This is a genomic window from Trichocoleus sp. FACHB-46 (assembly GCF_014695385.1).
In the GTDB taxonomy this organism is placed as follows: domain Bacteria; phylum Cyanobacteriota; class Cyanobacteriia; order FACHB-46; family FACHB-46; genus Trichocoleus.
Map to the genome: position 1 here is coordinate 52,268 of NZ_JACJOD010000024.1, position 17,984 is coordinate 70,251.

At 48.7% G+C, this 17,984-nt stretch carries 17 protein-coding genes and 1 tRNA gene; 8 read left to right on the forward strand and 10 right to left on the reverse strand.

Features of this window, described 5'->3' with window-relative positions; translation table 11 throughout:
* Positions 1-41: 41 nt before the first annotated feature.
* Together H6F72_RS14105 and H6F72_RS14110 are read right to left on the reverse strand one after the other, a co-directional pair.
* Entirely contained in the window at positions 42-2,255 is a 2,214-nt protein-coding gene (locus tag H6F72_RS14105) for an ATP-binding protein (protein ID WP_190436544.1), read from the reverse strand.
* Between the two features lie 230 nt (positions 2,256-2,485).
* A tRNA-Val gene (locus H6F72_RS14110) sits at positions 2,486-2,557 on the reverse strand.
* Between the two features lie 118 nt (positions 2,558-2,675).
* Here H6F72_RS14110 and H6F72_RS14115 point away from each other — a divergent pair.
* Together H6F72_RS14115 and mazG are read left to right on the forward strand one after the other, a co-directional pair.
* Positions 2,676-3,302, forward strand: a complete 627-nt coding sequence (locus H6F72_RS14115) for a metal-binding protein (protein ID WP_190436547.1) — start codon at positions 2,676-2,678, stop codon at positions 3,300-3,302.
* A 45-nt stretch (positions 3,303-3,347) separates the two neighbouring features.
* Positions 3,348-4,205 (forward strand): nucleoside triphosphate pyrophosphohydrolase, encoded by an 858-nt coding sequence (gene mazG, locus H6F72_RS14120; protein ID WP_190436551.1) that lies wholly within the window; start codon positions 3,348-3,350, stop codon positions 4,203-4,205.
* A gap of 15 nt (positions 4,206-4,220) precedes the next feature.
* Here the strand turns inward: mazG and H6F72_RS14125 are convergent, their stop codons facing one another.
* Positions 4,221-5,132, reverse strand: a complete 912-nt coding sequence (locus H6F72_RS14125; RefSeq protein ID WP_190436553.1) for an ADP-ribosylglycohydrolase family protein — start codon at positions 5,130-5,132, stop codon at positions 4,221-4,223.
* Positions 5,133-5,424: 292 nt separating this feature from the next.
* Here H6F72_RS14125 and H6F72_RS14130 point away from each other — a divergent pair, with 292 nt between their 5' ends.
* Complete coding sequence (locus tag H6F72_RS14130; RefSeq protein WP_190436556.1) at positions 5,425-6,840, forward strand: methyl-accepting chemotaxis protein; 1,416 nt, start codon at positions 5,425-5,427, stop codon at positions 6,838-6,840.
* Positions 6,841-6,973: 133 nt separating this feature from the next.
* Here the strand turns inward: H6F72_RS14130 and H6F72_RS14135 are convergent, their stop codons facing one another.
* Together H6F72_RS14135 and H6F72_RS14140 are read right to left on the reverse strand one after the other, a co-directional pair.
* Positions 6,974-9,016 (reverse strand): zinc metalloprotease HtpX, encoded by a 2,043-nt coding sequence (locus H6F72_RS14135; RefSeq protein WP_190436559.1) that lies wholly within the window; start codon positions 9,014-9,016, stop codon positions 6,974-6,976.
* A gap of 206 nt (positions 9,017-9,222) precedes the next feature.
* A complete protein-coding gene (locus tag H6F72_RS14140) occupies positions 9,223-10,242 on the reverse strand; it encodes a histone deacetylase (protein WP_190436562.1) in 1,020 nt (339 codons plus the stop codon).
* A 118-nt stretch (positions 10,243-10,360) separates the two neighbouring features.
* Here H6F72_RS14140 and H6F72_RS14145 point away from each other — a divergent pair, with 118 nt between their 5' ends.
* Positions 10,361-11,665, forward strand: a complete 1,305-nt coding sequence (locus H6F72_RS14145; RefSeq protein ID WP_190436564.1) for a glutamate-5-semialdehyde dehydrogenase — start codon at positions 10,361-10,363, stop codon at positions 11,663-11,665.
* Positions 11,666-11,726: 61 nt separating this feature from the next.
* A complete protein-coding gene (gene folB / locus H6F72_RS14150; protein ID WP_370527503.1) occupies positions 11,727-12,134 on the forward strand; it encodes a dihydroneopterin aldolase in 408 nt (135 codons plus the stop codon).
* Positions 12,135-12,411: 277 nt separating this feature from the next.
* Here folB and H6F72_RS14155 read toward each other — a convergent pair whose 3' ends face one another.
* Positions 12,412-13,275, reverse strand: a complete 864-nt coding sequence (locus H6F72_RS14155; RefSeq protein ID WP_242016938.1) for a prohibitin family protein — start codon at positions 13,273-13,275, stop codon at positions 12,412-12,414.
* A gap of 405 nt (positions 13,276-13,680) precedes the next feature.
* On the opposite strand from H6F72_RS14155, the gene H6F72_RS14160 reads away from it, so the two are divergent.
* The gene (locus tag H6F72_RS14160; protein ID WP_190436570.1) at positions 13,681-14,088 is read left to right on the forward strand and encodes a DUF2294 domain-containing protein; all 408 of its coding nucleotides are present in this window, start codon (positions 13,681-13,683) and stop codon (positions 14,086-14,088) included.
* On the opposite strand, the gene H6F72_RS14165 is transcribed toward H6F72_RS14160, so the two are convergent.
* Together H6F72_RS14165 and H6F72_RS14170 are read right to left on the reverse strand one after the other, a co-directional pair.
* Complete coding sequence (locus H6F72_RS14165; protein ID WP_313930246.1) at positions 14,063-14,449, reverse strand: response regulator; 387 nt, start codon at positions 14,447-14,449, stop codon at positions 14,063-14,065. The two genes, H6F72_RS14160 and H6F72_RS14165, sit on opposite strands and share 26 nt — an antisense overlap.
* Positions 14,450-15,139: 690 nt before the next feature.
* Positions 15,140-15,574, reverse strand: a complete 435-nt coding sequence (locus H6F72_RS14170) for a response regulator (RefSeq protein WP_242016939.1) — start codon at positions 15,572-15,574, stop codon at positions 15,140-15,142.
* Between the two features lie 369 nt (positions 15,575-15,943).
* On the opposite strand from H6F72_RS14170, the gene H6F72_RS14175 reads away from it, so the two are divergent.
* Together H6F72_RS14175 and H6F72_RS14180 are read left to right on the forward strand one after the other, a co-directional pair.
* A complete protein-coding gene (locus H6F72_RS14175) occupies positions 15,944-16,264 on the forward strand; it encodes a hypothetical protein (protein ID WP_190436576.1) in 321 nt (106 codons plus the stop codon).
* Between the two features lie 57 nt (positions 16,265-16,321).
* Positions 16,322-16,681: a hypothetical protein gene (locus tag H6F72_RS14180; protein WP_190436579.1), complete on the forward strand. Its 360-nt coding sequence runs from the start codon at positions 16,322-16,324 to the stop codon at positions 16,679-16,681.
* Positions 16,682-16,707: 26 nt separating this feature from the next.
* Here the strand turns inward: H6F72_RS14180 and H6F72_RS14185 are convergent, their stop codons facing one another.
* Together H6F72_RS14185 and H6F72_RS14190 are read right to left on the reverse strand one after the other, a co-directional pair.
* Complete coding sequence (locus tag H6F72_RS14185) at positions 16,708-17,154, reverse strand: hypothetical protein (RefSeq protein ID WP_190436582.1); 447 nt, start codon at positions 17,152-17,154, stop codon at positions 16,708-16,710.
* 83 nt (positions 17,155-17,237) lie between these two features.
* Positions 17,238-17,948, reverse strand: coding sequence for a DUF4230 domain-containing protein (locus H6F72_RS14190; protein WP_190436586.1), 711 nt, complete (start codon positions 17,946-17,948; stop codon positions 17,238-17,240).
* Positions 17,949-17,984: the final 36 nt, after the last annotated feature.

Sequence of the window (17,984 nt, forward strand, 5' to 3'; positions counted from 1 at the left end):
ACTGTGAATGCAGCTCTTTGAATCTGCCCTTAAAGATGCCTTTAAATCTCTTGAGATTGAGTTTCGTGGGATTGAGATATTAGTGGCAGCACAACCGTAAATTTGGTATCGAGGTCAGTCTTACTTTCTACTGTAATTTGACCACCTTGGATGTCTACACAGTTCTTGACGATCGATAGACCTAGACCAACCCCTGGAATGTTAGTCGCATTTTTGGCGCGATGAAAGGCTTCAAAGAGATGCAACTGGTCGGCAGCAGGAATACCAATCCCTTGATCCTGCACGCTCAAAGTGACGCTGGCACCATCACAAGTGACCTCAAGCTCCACCTCGCTGCCGTGGGGTGAATATTTAATGGCGTTTGAGAGCAAATTAGTCAGGATGTACCGTAATAGCCTCTCGTCTAAACAGACCGACGGATGAAAGCTTTGATAGCGAAATCGGAAAGTATGAGAACTGAATGAGGCAACCTGCATGTCTTCTAGCAGATTGCGGCAAAACTGCTCTAGATCCATAGGAGCAGGGTTGGATTGCAAGTCACTACTACTGGCTTGGCTCAGCAATAGCACTTCATCGAGTAGATGAGTGATATAACGACTAGCAGTTTGGATTTTCTCGAAATGTTGCTGTTTCTTCTCCAGAGTCATCTTGTGCTCGTAGTGCTGCACCAATTCCGTAGAGGAAACAATCACCGTCAGGGGGGTGCGAAACTCATGAGAAACTGTGGTGACAAAACGGGCGCGTAGTTCATTCAGCTCTCGCTCTCTAGCTAAAGCATGGCGAATCTCTTGCTCTGCTTGTTTCTGCTCTGTTACATCCTCAACGGTGCCTACATGCCCCAGGAGAATCCCAGTGTCAGCAAATAAGGGAGACGATCGCGCGTGAACCCAACGAGTCTCACCCTCTGGCATTTGCAGTCGATACTCATCTGCGTAACTGCCACCTTGTTGGATATGCTCAGCCCAAGCACTAAGCACGCGATCGCAATCTTCAGGATGCACCCGCTCCATCCAGCTAGCTCCCCAGCTAACTTCGGTGCCATTCGCTGCGGTGCTCTTGGGGCTCAAAGCTTGCAACCGGGGATTCATGTAAGTTAAACCACCCGCCACATCTGCCAGGAAAATGCCGACAGGAGAACAAGCGCTTAAGGAGCGAAAAAGCTCCTCACTTTTGTGCAGCGCTACTTGAATTTGGCAACGGAGGCTAATTTCCTCCTCTAGCTCCTGAATTGTCTGTTTTAGTTCCTGAGTTCGTTCCGTGACTCGCAATTCTAAAGTTTGGCGGCTGAGTTCTAGCTCTTGGGTGTACTGCCCTACCTGACGGATCAAGCCATTGAAGGCCGTTGCCAGCCGTCCCACTTCATCGTCAGTCAGGGCTGGAGCTTGCAAGTCAAACCGTGATTCTTGAGCTGCTCGTTGCGCCACTTGGGTCACGGCTTCAATGGGACGAGCGATCGCTTGGCTAGTCCGCAGAGCTAGGACAACTGCGAGTACAACCGACAGCAACAAGCTCGTGTAAGTAATTAGACTGTGTAAGTCTTCTGCTCGATGCATGGCGATGTCTGCCTCCATCTCTCGGGCATGGACATCGTCCAGCAAGAGAGTCAAGTCGTCAGACAAACTATCTAGCTCTAGAGCTGCATCACTATTGGTAAATGCCAGCAATGATTGCTGAGCCGCTGAAACATTAGCTGTTTGTAAACGGCTGCGATCTATCTTTCGCAATTCCTGATCTAGCTGCTCAGTATAGATTTCAATCGTGCTGTCATGGGTACGCAACCAAGCTTCTAATTCTGCACTTGCGTGACTAAATTGAGCATGAGTGACAACCGCAGTCTGTACCTCTGTCATTAACCCACGAATTTTCTGCACATGACCCAAAAAGTGCTTGTGCTCATGCTCAAACTCTGGGAGATTTTGGAGCAAGGGAATAAATTGTTGTTGGTGACTGCGAGCGGCTAGGACAGCCAAATTCAAGCTGCTCAATAGCCTCTCTTCCCGGTGAGCTGCCTCCCAGTTTCGCGTTGCGACTCTCGCATAGGCGTCTCCCAGAAGGTGGCCAAAAGTAGATCCAATCACTGCTACCCCAATCGCCAAAGCATGAGACCAACCAATTTTTTGGCGGATACTTTTCGCTCGACGCAACGACCAACGAGTGGGAAAGTCCAGTAGGCCAGCACCCTGTCGAGAATCATAGTCTGACAGCGGCTCAGAAGACACGCGGTGCTGTAGGGAAGACTTAGGAGGATGACTCATAGAAGCAACGCTGTTAAAGTCCTGCCCTTGACTTAAAGGCAAATCAACGTAGATGGCTCTATGATGCTTGAAAAAGTTGGAGGGAAGCATCCGCTATTTGCGCAGACTGTCTCAGTCGATTAGCACAGAACAGCAGGATCAACCAAATAAAATAATTTTTTCAGCTCGGAAATTATTTTGCGAATCGCGACATCTAATGTGCGAATCTACAGAACATACAAAAAGAAAAATGGGCGATACAAGATTCGAACTTGTAACATCCTGCTTGTAAGGCAGGCGCTCTACCGTTGAGCTAATCGCCCGTGACTTGCACCCAATCGTTTGGGCACGAGAATTAAATATAGCAGACATTTTTGTTCTTGTTAATATTTTCTGAGACTAAATTTTCGGATTTTCTGGATTTCCTCGTACTTTACTTCCATGCCCTCTGGTCGAACCCACGATCGCATTACCCTGTGGAGCTTGCCATTAGTGGCAGGTCTGACCTATGGGCGAACTCAAAGTAGCAACCTCACCTTACTAGTGGCGGGTGGATTTTTGTTTGGGGGACTGATGTTTGGTCCTGACCTCGACATTTACTCGCGGCAATATCAACGCTGGGGGTGGCTGCGATGGATATGGTTGCCCTATCGCAAAATGATGCGGCACCGTTCCTTTTGGTCTCATGGGCCTGTAGTCGGCACTGCGCTACGCCTGCTTTATTTGGCGACTTGGTTGAGTGCTTTGAGTTTAGTCGGAGTGGCGATCGCCCTTGCCCTCGGCTACCCCGTCCCCGACTGGCCTACTGCGACTGATTTGGCTCAACAGTCAGTTTTGCAGTACAGCCCCGAAGTGATGGCCCTGTGCTTGGGCCTAGAACTGGGGGCGCTGAGTCATTCCTGTAGCGATTGGCTGAGTTCTACTTACAAATCGACTCACAAACGCTACAAAACTCAGGGTTGGAAAGGACTGTTTTACTCCAAGCCTAAAAAGCGTCAACGAAAATCAGCTCCTCGCGCCAAACCGCAGTCTAGGATCATGCCTACGAAACCACAGCCTAGAAACTAGATTGATTAAGGTAAAGATTAAAGTAAATAGTCTTGGTTTTTCTCCATGTCACACCCAGAGGGACAAGTTCCGCTTCCGACTACTGCTGCCCTAACTGCTCTGCAACAACTGATCGAGGTGGTGGCCAAATTGCGATCGCCCGATGGGGGTTGTCCTTGGGACTTAGCCCAAACTCCTGAGACTCTAATTCCTTATGTGATTGAGGAAGCCTACGAAACCGTAGACGCGATTCGCAGCGGTGATCAAAAGGCGATCGCGGAAGAATTAGGAGATCTCCTGCTGCAAGTGGTTCTGCAAGCCCAGATTGCCAGCGAGCAAGGGCAGTTTAGCTTAACCGAAGTCGCCCAAGGCATTAGTGAGAAGTTGATTCGTCGCCATCCTCATGTCTTTGGGGATGTGGAAGTTGCCAGTGTGGAAGAGGTACGGCAAAACTGGGAGCAAATTAAAGATCAAGAAAAAGGAGCCACAACTCAGCCCCCCCTCCTCAGCCAAAAACTCAGCAACTATGCTCGGAGCCTACCGCCTCTAGTGGCAGCGATGAAAATTTCGCAGAAAGCCGCAGGAGCTGGGTTTGAGTGGGACAGCATTGACGGCGTGTGGGATAAATTCCACGAAGAACTGGCTGAGTTGCAAGAAGCACTCCAAGGAGAGGACAAAGCGCACCAAGAATCAGAGCTGGGGGACTTGTTGTTCACGATCGTCAACCTCGCTCGCTGGCAAGGATTAGACCCAGCGGAAGCCCTACAAGGCACGAATCGCCGTTTTATTCAGCGGTTTGTGCAGGTTGAAGCCGTGTGCGATCGCCCTTTAACCGACTACAGCTTGGAAGAATTAGAAGCGTTTTGGCAACAAGCAAAAGCTAAATTAGGGCACACTCAACCGACGACTCCCTCAGAGCAATAACAGCTTGGCAAAGTTTTACGTTTCCTCAAACGGCCAATTGGGTAAAGGTTCCCTCGCCGTGAGCCAAGCGGCAGGAATACTTTCTACCCCGCTATAGGCTGCAACAATTCCACCTACGATCGCACAAGTTGTATCAACGTCACCAAAACCCCGTGAAGTTAGCCAAAGGGCTGCTTCATAGTTGTCAAGGTGTGTCGCTGCACACCATAGGGCAAACGGAACCGTGTCTTGAGCAGAAATGTGGCTACCATTGCCTAACACCGCAACTGCCTTCAAAACTTTGGTGTCTGCTGGTAAATCCAACGCTTTTTGAACTAGCGATCGCACTTTGCTAGGAGGCACCAACGACAAAACTTGGGTCAAAAATTCAGCATGACTGGGACGAGAGCCATTCATCCGAAATCGCCAAGCCCAAGCAGTTGCCACAGCCACCGCGATCGCGCCTGCAATTGCTTCCAAATGAGTATGAGTCACAACAGCCGAGCGTTTTGCCTGCTCAACCACAGCGTCTAAGTCATCGGCAAAATAAGCGCCTAGAGGAGCAACTCGCATGGCAGCTCCGTTCCCAAAAGACCCCTGACCTTGAAACAGACTAGCAGCCAAAGCTTGCCAAGATTGACCTGAACGGATTTTTGCCAGCATGTCACCCATTGCTCGGCCATATCCTCGTTTGGCATCGTAATGCTGAGCAAAGCTGGCAACTAGCGCATCTGGCTGAATCTCACCATATCGGCGCAGGATAGCCACAACTGAGAGGGCCATTTGGGTATCGTCAGTGAATGACCAAGATGGTGCGGGTAGTATCTGAAATTGTTTCCACTTAGTCTCAATCTTCGGGTCACGAAAGAAATTCTCACCGAATGCATCTCCGACGGACAGCCCTACCAAAGCGTCTTGAGCTCGGCCTAGTCGGTCACTGTTTTGCATTCACCCCTCCTGTGGATGTTGTTTAATTTGCTTAATTTTTGACTTCTATTTCAAAAGCATTGCAAGCGGTTACTAAGGCTGCGATCGCTCAGTATTTCCTCGGTGAAAGCAGCTAGTTTTCTTTTTTAATGAACACTTAATCGGACTGAGCTATGAAATTTTGTAATCAGATTCAAGCTTGAGAAATACTAGTGGGATAGCTAAGAAAAGATAATTCGAAGCTCTATCGATGTCTATACATCACGTCAGAATTATCAATCTTTGAAGCTCTTTAAAGCATCCCATAGAAAACATGATTGATTTTAGCCGCCTCAAGCTTAGAGAACGCATTTTGTTGGGTTATGGAGTGCCATTAGTCCTCACATTTGCAGCGACCGGAGTAGTAGTTGCTAATGCTAGACATGTAATCGAGCAAAGCCGCATCACAGAAGTAGGTGCCCACATTGTTCAAGAGTGTGACCGTCTAGCAATGACTCTATATAAGCGTCAGACTCATGCGCGTGGGTATCTTTTGACTCGAAATGATATCTTTGCCAAAGCCTATGAAGCCAGTGTCCAAGACTATGAGGAAAGAATAGCTACTTTAGAAAAAGTAATTGCTGTTTCGGGTGAGGAACAGGTTGAGCGTCTGCAAAGATTAAAGGTTTTAGGCAAAGAGATTTCAAAGATTAATAGAAGTCTGATTAGTCTGGTAGAGGCTGGCAAAGTTAAGGAAGCTGGTCAAGAGATGGTGAATGGTCGCATCTTAGGGTTAATTGACGAGGCTGGAGGCATACTAAACGCCCTAACTGAGCATGAAGATGAGTTGCAAGCCGAAAGAGTGAAAGCATCGGAGGAAGCCATGCGATCGCTCATTGTGATGGCTGTGGTAGGCGCGATCGCGGCGAGTTTGCTGGCAATCGTAATGGGACTATTCATTTCATCCCGCATCACTCAAACGATTAATCAGATTGTCTCAGTGGTAGCTAGCTCCTCCACAGAAATTGCCGCAGCCGTAGAACAGCAAGAAAAAACAGTTTCTCAACAAGCGGTTTCTGTGAACCAAACCACAGCAGCAATGGATCAACTGAGCGTCGCTTCTCAGCAATCCGCCGAGCAGGCAGAGTCAGCCGCTACAGGAGCACGTCAAGTGTTGGCTTTGGTCAATGGTCAGCAAGATAAGCAAGCCCGCAACAACGGCGACAGCCTGAGAGCGAAAGTGGGTCAAATTGCCGAACAGATTTTATATCTGAGTGAGCAAACCAACCAAATTGGCACAATTTCTACCTTGGTGAGTGATCTGGCGAATCAGACCAACATGCTAGCGCTGAATGCTGCTGTCGAAGCTTCACGTGCCGGAGACCAAGGAAAAGGATTTGCAGTAATTGCGACAGAAATCCGCAAACTTGCCGACCAAAGCCGCAAGTCAGCCGATCGCATTGGTACTCTCGTGACCGATATTCAAAACGCTACCAACTCTACAGTGATGGTGACGGATGAAGGCACAAAAACCGTTGAGAGCATTGTAGCTGCGGTCAATAATATTTCCTTAAGTAACCAACAGATTTTTTTGACTTCTAAGCAACAGGCGATCGCGATTCAGCAAGTAGTGGATGCCATGACTGCGATCAACCAAGGAGCTAGCCAAACCGCAAGTGGCATCGGACAAACGAGAGTGAGCACGCGGCAGTTGAGTGAAGCAACTCTGACGCTCAAAGCAGTGGTGTGATCGAGAGCGCTACTTTGAGCAGCAAAAAGCAGGCAGCAAAAAGGGCGCAAGCGACGCGCCCCTCTATCAAGATTAATAATCAACAGAAATTTCAACAGGAACAGGAAACAGAAAAGGGCGATCGCGCCACCCTCTAGAACACGACTGGCACGACAATGGCAGCAATAATGGCTCCAGCCCCCAAAATGCACTGCCAGAAGCGATGGTAGCTATCAACTGTTTTGCCACCAACGGTTTTGAGTTGAGCCAAGTCTACCCAGGGCATAATGCTGCGGCGGAACCAACCTGTTGCGTTCACTTGCGAACCCAGCAATTCTTGAACTTGGTTAGCCCCAAACATGAAGTTGCCCAAAGGCCCAAAGCGAGAAGCGTAGTGGACATACATCATGCCTGTAGGGTCTTGCAGCTTCAGGTCAGAGCCAAACTTATAACCCGCATCACCCCGACCAATCAACTCGCCGCTGAGTTTCACTGGACGGCCTCGCAGCGGGCTAGCATAAGGGTCAGACATTAGGCTCATCACATCAGTCGCTTGGGCACGGCTGAAATCTGGGAACGTCACCATCATCTTGACCAAGATACCCAGACCCAAACCGAGCAAGCTGAGAGATACTAAAACTTTCCAACCAGCCAGCGACATCAGCGCCAAACCAATCCCTAGACCGATTGCCAAGCCAATGAGCTCAGCACCGTACAACAAGAGGTCAAGCGCAAAGTTGCCGTAGAGCTTGTTTTTGTTGAGAGTGCGACTTTCAGCGACCACCCGCGCCATATCGAACTCAGTTTCTAAACCCAACTGTTCGGCGTAGGTGCTCAAGGCTCGGACTCGTTTCCCGGTCAGAGGGTGGGTGGAACTCAACTCCATCAACCAGCCCCAGGGATTAAACATATCCCACAAAAAGACGCGGCCAATTTTTTCTGGTGAGGAGGCAACTCGGTAAGCTGTGCCAACTGAGCTAGCTGCTTTCGGGTCGTAAATTCCTAGCGCCCGCGTACCTTCGATTAACTTGCTGGGTTCCTTAGCTCTTTGGCCTTCTTCTAAAATCCCGTAAGCAATTTTGACCAAGGCGCGAGAGAGGGCATTAGGGTTGCCTGTCGTTTCAGCCGCGAAGTGGTCGGCAAAGTATTCTCTGGTGCGAGAGAGATACAAAACTAGATAGGTGCCGATCAGGTAAAAGATGTAAGCGGCGATCGCGGCAGTTCCCATCGCATCTTTGAGCTTGTTGTCGCCACCGCCACGACTCATGCGACGGGCAAAGCTATAAATCAAATAGGTAATCTGCACCAACGTTGCTGCAACTGTCATCACGGCAAAGTCCCAGTGGACAATGTGCCCTAGCTCGTGGGCATAGACTGTGGCAACTTCTTCATCGTCGAGGTAGGTGAACAAGCCTTGGCTGACAACTAAGCGAGCGCTGTTAGGCAAGGAGCCATAGGTAAATGCAGTGGGGTTTTCGTCGTTGATAATTCCTAGGCGAGGTTGCTTCAGTTTTTTCTGGGCACAAACTTGCTGAATTACCCGCGCTGCTTCTGGGCTATGCCTCGCTACTTCTGGCAGAGAAACCCAACGAGTGCCGTAGAACCAACCTTGGATCAAGTCCATAAACCAAGGCGAAACAAAGAAGGCGATCGCATTAAAGACCAGGGTAAATCCCACGGCAATGCCAAAGCCAACTCCTGGCTGGTCGCTGCCGAGAATAAACACCAGGCTCAATGCCAGGACAAACACCATGCCAAACAGCAGGGAGATCGTTACACCCGAAGCGAGGGCTAGACTGCCACCAATCCCAGACATGGCTAGCTTGACACCTGTCTTGCCTGCTCGGCCCAACTTGCTAGCGGGTACAGGCTGAGTTTCTGGAGCCGCAGTTCGAGGAGGTGCCTTAGCAGGCTGATCGGGTGTTGCAGTGGAGAGTGCCTGGAGAGTTTGCTTGGCCCAAGTATGAACCTGGGGGTTTTCGTGTAGCGCTAACTGGCGGCAGAGCGCGATCGCCTTATCAGGCTGCCCTACACGTTGATATGCTTTCACTAACCACATCTGAGCTTGCAATAGTTCTTTTGATTCCGCTAAAGAACTATTGCGACAGAAAGTTTCTAATAAGTTGATAGCTTCCGAGTAACGCCCTTGTTTTAGGGCGTCTATTCCAGCCTGGAGCGCTCCCGATTGGGATGACATAAGGATTCTCCGTAGAGAAAGAGGGGATTAGAGGGCACAAAAGCTTTGGGTCGATTCAGCAGCCTGTGCAGTTGATCTTTGGATACCCGCAGATCTAATTTCTCTACGCAGAAATCCGCAAAAGTACACGCAATCTTTAAGCAATTTGGCTGAGACGCATGACCCTTTTAGCATCCGTTCACAAAAGCAGGTTGGTAGGGGTGGGTTTAGCTATAGCTCGCTAAGGTTTTTACATGACTCACAGCTGAGGCGATCGTGATGGGTAACTTGTAACCACCTCCGTGATTAGACAGCACTGGGCAGTTGGCTTTTTTTGCCACCTCTAAAACTGCTTCAGTCAGCGCTGCAAAATCTGCTTCCGTCCAGCCTGTGGTTTCTTTACCGCAGTCATCGCGGTGCGAGTCGTATCCAGAGAAAATCAGAATCAAATCGGGAGTCCAAGGGATTTGGTCCAGCGCAGACTGAAAGGCAGATAGGCTCTCGTTGACTCGGTAGAACTGACCCGTCAGCCCCATCTTGGGCGGGAAGTCATCGGCGAATCGGGCAGGTAGCAAAGGAATATTGCAATGCCCCACGGCTTCGGCAGCTGTCGTGGTGCCACGTTTCAAATCTGAAGCTTTGGCCATGTACAGGTCGATCGCGCTATGAATGCTCAGGCAATATACGCTGCGATCGCCACTGAACATAGATTGCGTGCCATCACCATGATGAATATCCCAATCCACAATTAAGATTTTCTCAAAGCCTTGCTCTTGGGCATACTTTGCAGCTGCGGCTAAAGGATTGAGCAAGCAATAGCCATGTCCCCAATTAGCATGAGCATGATGGCCAACCAAGCTAAAGCAGTAAGCTCGCTCTAAGTTGCCTTGTTTCATCTGGGCGATCGCCTCAAATAAGCCACCCAGCCCGTAAGCATATCCAGGTAGGCAATGCTCCAGTCCCCAGCAACCACCGAGAAGATGCGGCATCTCCAGGTTGAACTTCTCTAGTGGTTTTTCTGCCGCCAGCAACACTAACTGTTGCAAATACTCTCTCGTGTGAACTCGCAAGTATTCACTGTATTTCACTCGTCTGACTGGGAGCGATGGATAATCAGAGAGGCTTTTTTCAAGTTCTTGCCGAACCTTGCTGTAGTGCGGAAATGAATAACCTTTGAAGGGAATCAAATGACTCGGCTTAGACGTTTGACAAGTCTGGGGGTGAAGATAGGTGGCGAATTTAGGCATAGATGGTCAGGAGAAAAAGTTAGAGGAATGATGGATAGACAGCATTCACCGCTACGATTTAAAGGACAAGTCGAGATTTGCTAAATTTTGGCTTGCTTGTGGCTTTCTATCTAAACCTATGATCGCGTCTCAAGTTGCTTCCCTGTCTCTTCCCGATCTGGCTCGGCAAACCCGTCAAGCTGCGCGTAAGTTAGCGACCTTGCCAGCCGAGGCGAAAAATCAAGCGATTGAAGCGATCGCCCAAGCCTTAGAAGTTGCAGCTCCAGAAATCTTGGCTGCCAATGCTGCCGACTGTGAAGCCGCCCAAACCGCAGGCATTAGTAGTTCTCTCTATGCTCGCTTAAAGCTGGATGAAAGCAAACTAAAAGCCGCGATCGCCGGAGTCAGAGATGTGGGTCGCTTAGCCGATCCGGTAGGACAGGTGCAAATTCACCGCGAACTCGACCAAGGCTTGGTGATGAAGCGGGTTTCTTGCCCGTTGGGTGTGTTGGGCGTAATTTTTGAAGCTCGTCCCGATGCGGTGATGCAGATTTCCTCACTGGCGATCAAGTCTGGGAATGGCGTGATCCTCAAAGGCGGCCAAGAAGCGGTACGTTCCTGCGAAGCCCTTGTTAGAGCGATTCATACAGGTTTAGCCCAGACCGAAATTGATCCTGCTGTAGTGCAACTCTTGACCACTCGCGAAGAAACCTTAGAACTGCTCAAGCTCGATCAATATGTGGATTTGATTATCCCCAGAGGTTCCAATTCTTTTGTGCGTTTCGTCCAAGACAACACGCGGATTCCAGTCTTAGGACATGCCGATGGTATTTGCCATTTGTATGTTGATAAAGGCGCGGATATTCGTAAAGCTGTGGCGATCGCCGTAGACTCTAAAACCCAATATCCTGCGGCTTGCAACGCGATCGAGACGTTGCTGGTTCACAAAGACATTGCTTCTGAGTTCTTGTTAGGGGCCACTTCTGCGCTTCAGGCCAAAAATGTAGAACTGCGGGGAGACGATCGCACCAGAGCCATTTTGAATATTGCTGCTGCGACCGAAGCCGACTGGTCTACTGAGTACAGCGATCTGATTCTGTCGATTAAAGTTGTGGATGACTTGGCCGCTGCGATCGACCATATCAATACCTATGGATCTCGACATACCGAAGCGATCGCCACCGAAGATCCCAAAGCTGCGGCTCAGTTTCTCGCTGAAGTGGATGCTGCGGGGGTATACCAAAACTGCTCGACTCGCTTTGCTGATGGTTTCCGCTACGGCTTTGGAGCTGAAGTGGGCATTAGCACCCAAAAAATGCCGCCTCGCGGTCCTGTGGGTCTAGAAGGGTTGGTAACTTACAAATACGAGATCACCGGAGACGGGCACATTGCTGCCACCTACGCTGGCCCCGACGCCAAACCATTTACCCACCGAGATCTGTAATAACTACCTCTCTTGCAACACATCACTAAGGGCGAATGGCCATTCGTCCCTACAGACCACTTTGGTTTCAACTGCCTTACCGCTGAATCGACACATGGATTGCATTCAACTCACAGGAATTCGCGCTTACGGTTACACAGGCTTTTTGCCAGAAGAACAAGTTCTGGGCCAATGGTTTCAAGTAGATTTAACCTTGTGGCTGGACTTGTCTAAATCGGGATCCAGCGATCGCATTGAAGACACTCTGGACTACCGCAACGCCATCGAAACGGTGAAGCAACTGGTTAAAACCAGCAAATTCGCTTTGGTCGAGAGATTAGCCAGCGCGATCGCAGAAGCTTTGTTGGAACTACCTGCCCACCCCGATCAACCCGTCGTGGAGCAAGTCCGAGTGCAGTTGTCTAAACCTGCTGCCCCCATTCCCGATTTTGGTGGCAGAATTACCATCGATATTACCCGTACTCGTTAGCAATCCTCATCCAAACCCACTCAAAACAGAAACTCCACCTCCGTGCATGCCGCTACAAAAGGTGGAGCTATAAAACCCAGTTAGGAGGTATCTTAAAAACCAAGGTAGCCCTAGAAATCTAGACTTTTCCTGACTTTTAACAAGTTCTTAAGCTATCAGGTTGAGGTAAGTCTGCTTTGGTGGCGATCGCTACCATTTAACTGATCACGCCTCTTAAAGGTCAATGCTGTTGATCCATGCGTTACGGCTGCGCCTAACACGCGCTACCCGATACGGCCTAACGACGTTGGTTTAATGTCGCAGGATCGATATTGACTAGCGGCAGAGTGCCATTGCCACCCATGACAGTCGGAAAGCGGCCATCCCATTTTTCGATCGCCTGCTGCTGCAATAGCTCTGAGGTTAAAGTCAGTCGTTGCAATCGCTGAGCTTCAGCTTGGCCTTTAGCGCGGTTCACAGCGGCCTCTGCGTCTTGCTTGGCCCGAAGTGCGGTGAATTCTGCTTGTTTTGCCTCTTGTTCAGCAATTTGCTTCGCTTCGATCGCTTTGTTGAACTCTGGTGAGAATCCAAAGTTGACCAACGAGACATCATCTACCAGCAGCCCATAAGATGCTAAGCGCTTCTTCAGCTGGTCATCAATTTCGCCTTTTAGCTCGGTGCGCTTGGTAAGAATCTCTTCGACGTTCTTCTTAGCAGTCGCGGCTTTCACTACTTCAGAAACCGCAGGCGTAATAATGCCGCTGACAATTTGTTCTTTGTTACCAATTCGTTGATAGACCGTATTAACTTGCGCCGGGTCGATATGCCAGTTGATGGCTACTTCTGTGGTGACATCTTGTAAGTCCTTAGAAGCGGCACGGGCATTAATGTCGTCCTTCTGTACTCGGACACTCATTTTCTTTACCGAGGTTAGAACTGGCATTACTGGGTGGATGCCTTCATCTAACACTTGATTTTGGACTTTGCCAAAGTGCATCACCACGCCCCGCTCCCCAGCGTTGACGATGACAAAGGGGCGAAAAAGCACTGCTCCTAGGAGAAGGGTCACTCCCCCAGCAATGTAGAGAGCCGTATTAGCAGATGGCAGGGGTGGCATTCCACGTGAGTTGGGTAATGCAGACCGAGTTGACTTTCCAGTCATGAGAGTTGCTCTGAATTTTAAGTTCTTTAAGTAGAAGCGGGTCACTTCTTACCTAACAAAGTGCCCTTGTTTACTTCAACAGTTGCGATCGCTTTGATTCCGCAGAAACTTTGTACATCACAAATCCAACTTAAGGCGCTACCAGTTGCCACGTAATGACTTAGAGCAAACTTTCGTTCCGTGCTGAAGGTGCTGAAGGTTAAAAACCGCACTGCTGATTCGTAGGAAGTATCAAATAAAAAACAACTACCTAAGTAGGTAAATTTTATCGGGAATAAGAAAGGTAAAAACGCCCGTGTGGTAAATTAATGAAAAGAAATCATTCCTAATAAAGCTCCAACAAGGTTTGCACAGATTTACATCGCTAAATCTCAAACCTTTCATTCCTTGGTTACCCTTTTGTCTATGACAGCTACCCCTACCCGTGGGCAACTAGAACGCACTCTCTCGCAGCGGATTCAAGCGCTCTATCGCGAGCAGCTTGGGCATCAGCCTAGTAAAGTAACCTGCCAACTGTTTGATGAGAAATTAGCGATCGTTCTAGAAGACTCCATCACCCCTCCCGAGCAGTTGTTGGCGAACAGTGGTCAAGAAGAACTCGCTAAACAAGTCCGGGCGGATCTATCTAAAGCCATTGAGCCGCAGTTGAGAGAGTTGATTAAGGAGGTGCTGGGGGTTGAGGTGCTAGATTTACTCAGCGACGGCAAAATCGATACTGGACGAACTGGCACGATTGCCGTTTTAGGAGCAACGCCCACCGTTCGTGATCCAGCTTCTACCCCTAAAGCTAAAAGGCAGGGGGAGGAGAACTAAGATAGCGGTGAATCAGCTCTTCTAGGTCATCAACCATGTAGGGCTTGCTGATGTAATCGTTGCAACCCGCTTCTAGAAGGCGATCGCGATCTTCTTTTCTTGCCATCGCCGTGACTGCAATAACCGGAATCCTCAGGGTTTCGGGATTTCGTCTTAAGCAGCGCACAATTTCTGCACCGTCCAGATCGGGGAGCATTACATCTAACAAAATTAGATCTGGCAGCTGCTCTTCAGCCATACTCAAAGCCATTAAGCCATTCGTTGCAGTAATGAACGAATAGTTTCCTAAACTCAGGACTTGGCTAATGAGTAACAAATTGTCCTCATCATCATCAACCGCCAAAATCAATGGTTGTTTCACACAATTTGGCTGATCGGTTTCCAGGAAACATTTCAAATCCATATCCTGCCTCTGGGACGAAACGAGCGCACCTGCGATCCCTAACAGAAGCTTGGACGAGGCATTTCCGAAGCGGCAATTTGGCGCTTACTTGTGGCGAACTGGCTCGTAGCTATTTGGTCAGGTTGAACGCTCTAGATTTTCTCGATAAAGCATGAATCAACCATTTACAAGATTTCTTGGTTCTTGATTCTACAAGAGATTCGTAAATAAACCGAACTTTCTGAGACGAAATAATACTGAGTGTAACTGTCTTTAATGTAGTTTTGGACCTCACTGGATTCAAATGTTGCATTACTTTAAGACAGTCTTTCAATAAGAGCTGGCTCAGTTGATAAATCCAATGATGAAGCCAACTTTTATAGATGCCTTATAAAGTCATCGTCACCCCAAGCTGAGCAAACGAGGCATTCTCTTAGCGACTACGGGCAAATATTGAGAATGTCTCGGAATTAAAACCACAAGGTTGACAACTTACTTGAGTAGATTGAAGCAAGTTGTGAAGCTTCTGACAAAAACTACCAGCACTTAAACGGAGTCTAAGGTCAAATCTTAGTTGATTTCGCGAAAAAACTGAACAGTTTGCTTAAAAGCTTAGCTCTCAGCCTTTTTTCGGCTGAATTCTTTTGTTTCTACGACTTCTCTGACAAACTAGCTAGCTTGGTAAAAACCAATCTGGTTTAGCGTGCGATAGATTAAACCTTCTAGGCCCTCTAGAGTATAGGGCTTGCTAATGTAGTCATCCCAGCCTAGCTGCAAGATTTGTTCTCGGTCTTCTACTCTAGCCAGAGCCGTTACGGCAATGACGGGAATTGCCTGAGTTTGAGGATGTTGTTTGAGTTGTTGAATGACTTCAACGCCGCTGATATCTCGCAAGACAACATCCAACAAAATCAGATCGGGTTGGTATCTCTTAGCTAAGTTGAGGACCGTTTGACCTTGCAAAGTATTGATACAAGCAAAGCCGAACACCTTCAGAATCTGGGAGAGAAGCAACAAGCTATCCTCATCGTCATCCACTACCAAGATTAGAGGCTGTTTCACCCAAAGATGTTGGTGCTTATGGCGGAAGGGCTCCATGTTCATGGGCGATTCGTCAATGATTTGTCATGAGCTTAGTGATTCTGAGAGAAATCCGGGTACTGTCTGCACCCAAAGCGCCAAATTTCATCTCAGTCTAATACAAATCATCGGAAATCTAAATAATTTCTTAAGGATTTTTGCTTGAGGTGATCTATGCTGTACTCTAAGAAACTTTTTTTTCAGCAGAGTAGATAAAATGTTTGGCTTGAGTCTGGCTCTAAGCCAATTGGCGGAATCATTCGAGGCGATCGCTTTCTAGCCAAAGGTGGAGGTTAGGTTTTATGAGGACGTGTTACATTCGTTAATAATACTTAATAAGCACTAAGTAGTATTGCCCTTGCTCAAGTTCTTGATACCGTAACTTCTGCCCTTATGTTGCCAATAGTTGTTAACGAAGAGCTAGTCCACCGTTTCAATTTCTATCTCCATACTTCTGTCAAACAAGGGATGCGGCATCAAGACGAGCTGTATGCCCTCGCTCAGGAATTTAGCCAAACGGCTCGGCTAACGGCTTATCAAAAGGCTTGTGAGCTGGTAGAGCAGGGAGTTCCAGTTGTGGTTACTGCCTCCAGCGTAGGATATGCGGTTTGGGTAAGCTTGCGATCGCTAACCCAAGTTCCCGAAAAAACGACTCGGCAGCCCAGGCCTACTCTCTCTAGTTTGCCTTCAAGGCTGGAGCTTTGCTCAGCTTAACCTTTAGCTGGCTGGCGTTCAGCTACCTCTACCCTTGCAACTACGGTTCCCTAAACAATGAAAATTCGGATTTCTTCAGAGTTGTCTGACGCAGACTTATATGCAATTTGCGAAGCTGCGGATGTGCTGGCTTGTGAGTGCCCTAGCTATTTAGTCCGTCTGGTGCAAGAGGTGAGAGCTTTTCGTCAATATACGACTGACTGTATCCAGCAGTTTCCAGAAGATGCTACGACTCATCACTGGCTAACGGGTCGAGCCAAGCAGGTGGAAAGTCTGCTGTGTCAAACGATTGTGGAACTGTTGCAGAAAGAAAATCTGATTGATGAACAGGATCAAGTTTGTCTAACTCAGCTTTCCGATCGCTCACGGTCTTTAGCATTAGCAGGGTATCAACCTGAAGTGCGCCTAGCAAGTTAACCTGAGTAGGCAGCGATAATCGAGAGCTAACTCCACTGACTCAAGTACTGATTGAGCTGTTGCTCGATTTGCTGTAAGTGTGCCTCGCCGTTGACTAGACTTTGCTCGTAACATTGCGGGGGTGTGGGTTCTGGTTTGAACTGGATTAGCTTAAACTCAAACCCTTTACCAGTCCCCAAACCAAGGATTAAAACTTCTTCCTCAGGTTGATTAGCATCAATAATTCCCAGAATTTCTTGGATTTGGTTGTCTACTTTGCGGTTGAGTTCGGCGATCGCGGCGACGGAGCAAAATACTAGATGGGGAGTCGGTTGAAAGTCAACTCCTAAAACCCCTGGCTCCGCCTCCGAGTGTTGCGCTAGTCCCCAAGCCAAGGCCGCTAATTCTGGTTTGTGCGATTCAACAAATAGTTCTAGCTGCTGCCGCCAACTTTGCTCAGTGGGGTCGAGTTTGGAGCTGAAGAATTCTGGCATCGTATTGGTTCCTTTCCAGGTGGTTGCACACAGCAAAAGCGGGACTGCCAATGATTTTAGATGGAAGTGGTACCCGTAGCATTTTAGGTTGCGGCACAGGCTGCTGGTAGAGGTGGCTGAGTTGTAACTACAACTTGCGAGTACCCAGTGGTGCGGAGGAGCTGGCTAACCACTTGCTGAGCGCGATCGCTAGCTTTTTGCAATACTCCTTCTTGGCAAGCAGTGGCCACAATTTTTTTCAGGGCTTGTTGCTCTGCTAAGGTTTGTAGATTTGGTGCGACATCTGGCCCTAACCCTAAAAGACCGCGATCGTAGTCGTACACTTGCGATCGCGTCACATCAATTTTGGCATCAAGGATACGCGGAGGAGGCAGGCGGATTTGGATGATGTCGCCATTAATAACCACGTCTTGGGGTTGTAGCTGTCCTAAATCAACCCCTGCTCGCACTTCACCATAGGCAATGTACAGCAGCTTGGTAGTTCCGACTACAAACCCTGCCAACTCGCGATTTTGATGCGTCGGTACAATGGCTTCCATCGCAAAGACTGTGGTACTCAGCTCACTCACGCCTTGAATTTGCCGCAACGCTACCGATCGCACATCCACTTGGGGCGCAGTTTCAGTCGGTCGCCACAGGGCTTGTAAATCAAGCCAAAACTGCTGCCCAGAACGCCAAACTCCCAACAACATAATTAGGGCCATAAGGGCGATCGCGCCGGTTGACATCCAAATTAGTTGATACAGAAACCCATTTTTGTGAGTCGGCGATTGCTGAGGATGTGCGTCTCTCATGGTCCACAGTTGTAGGTTTGCCTAACTCGATCTTAG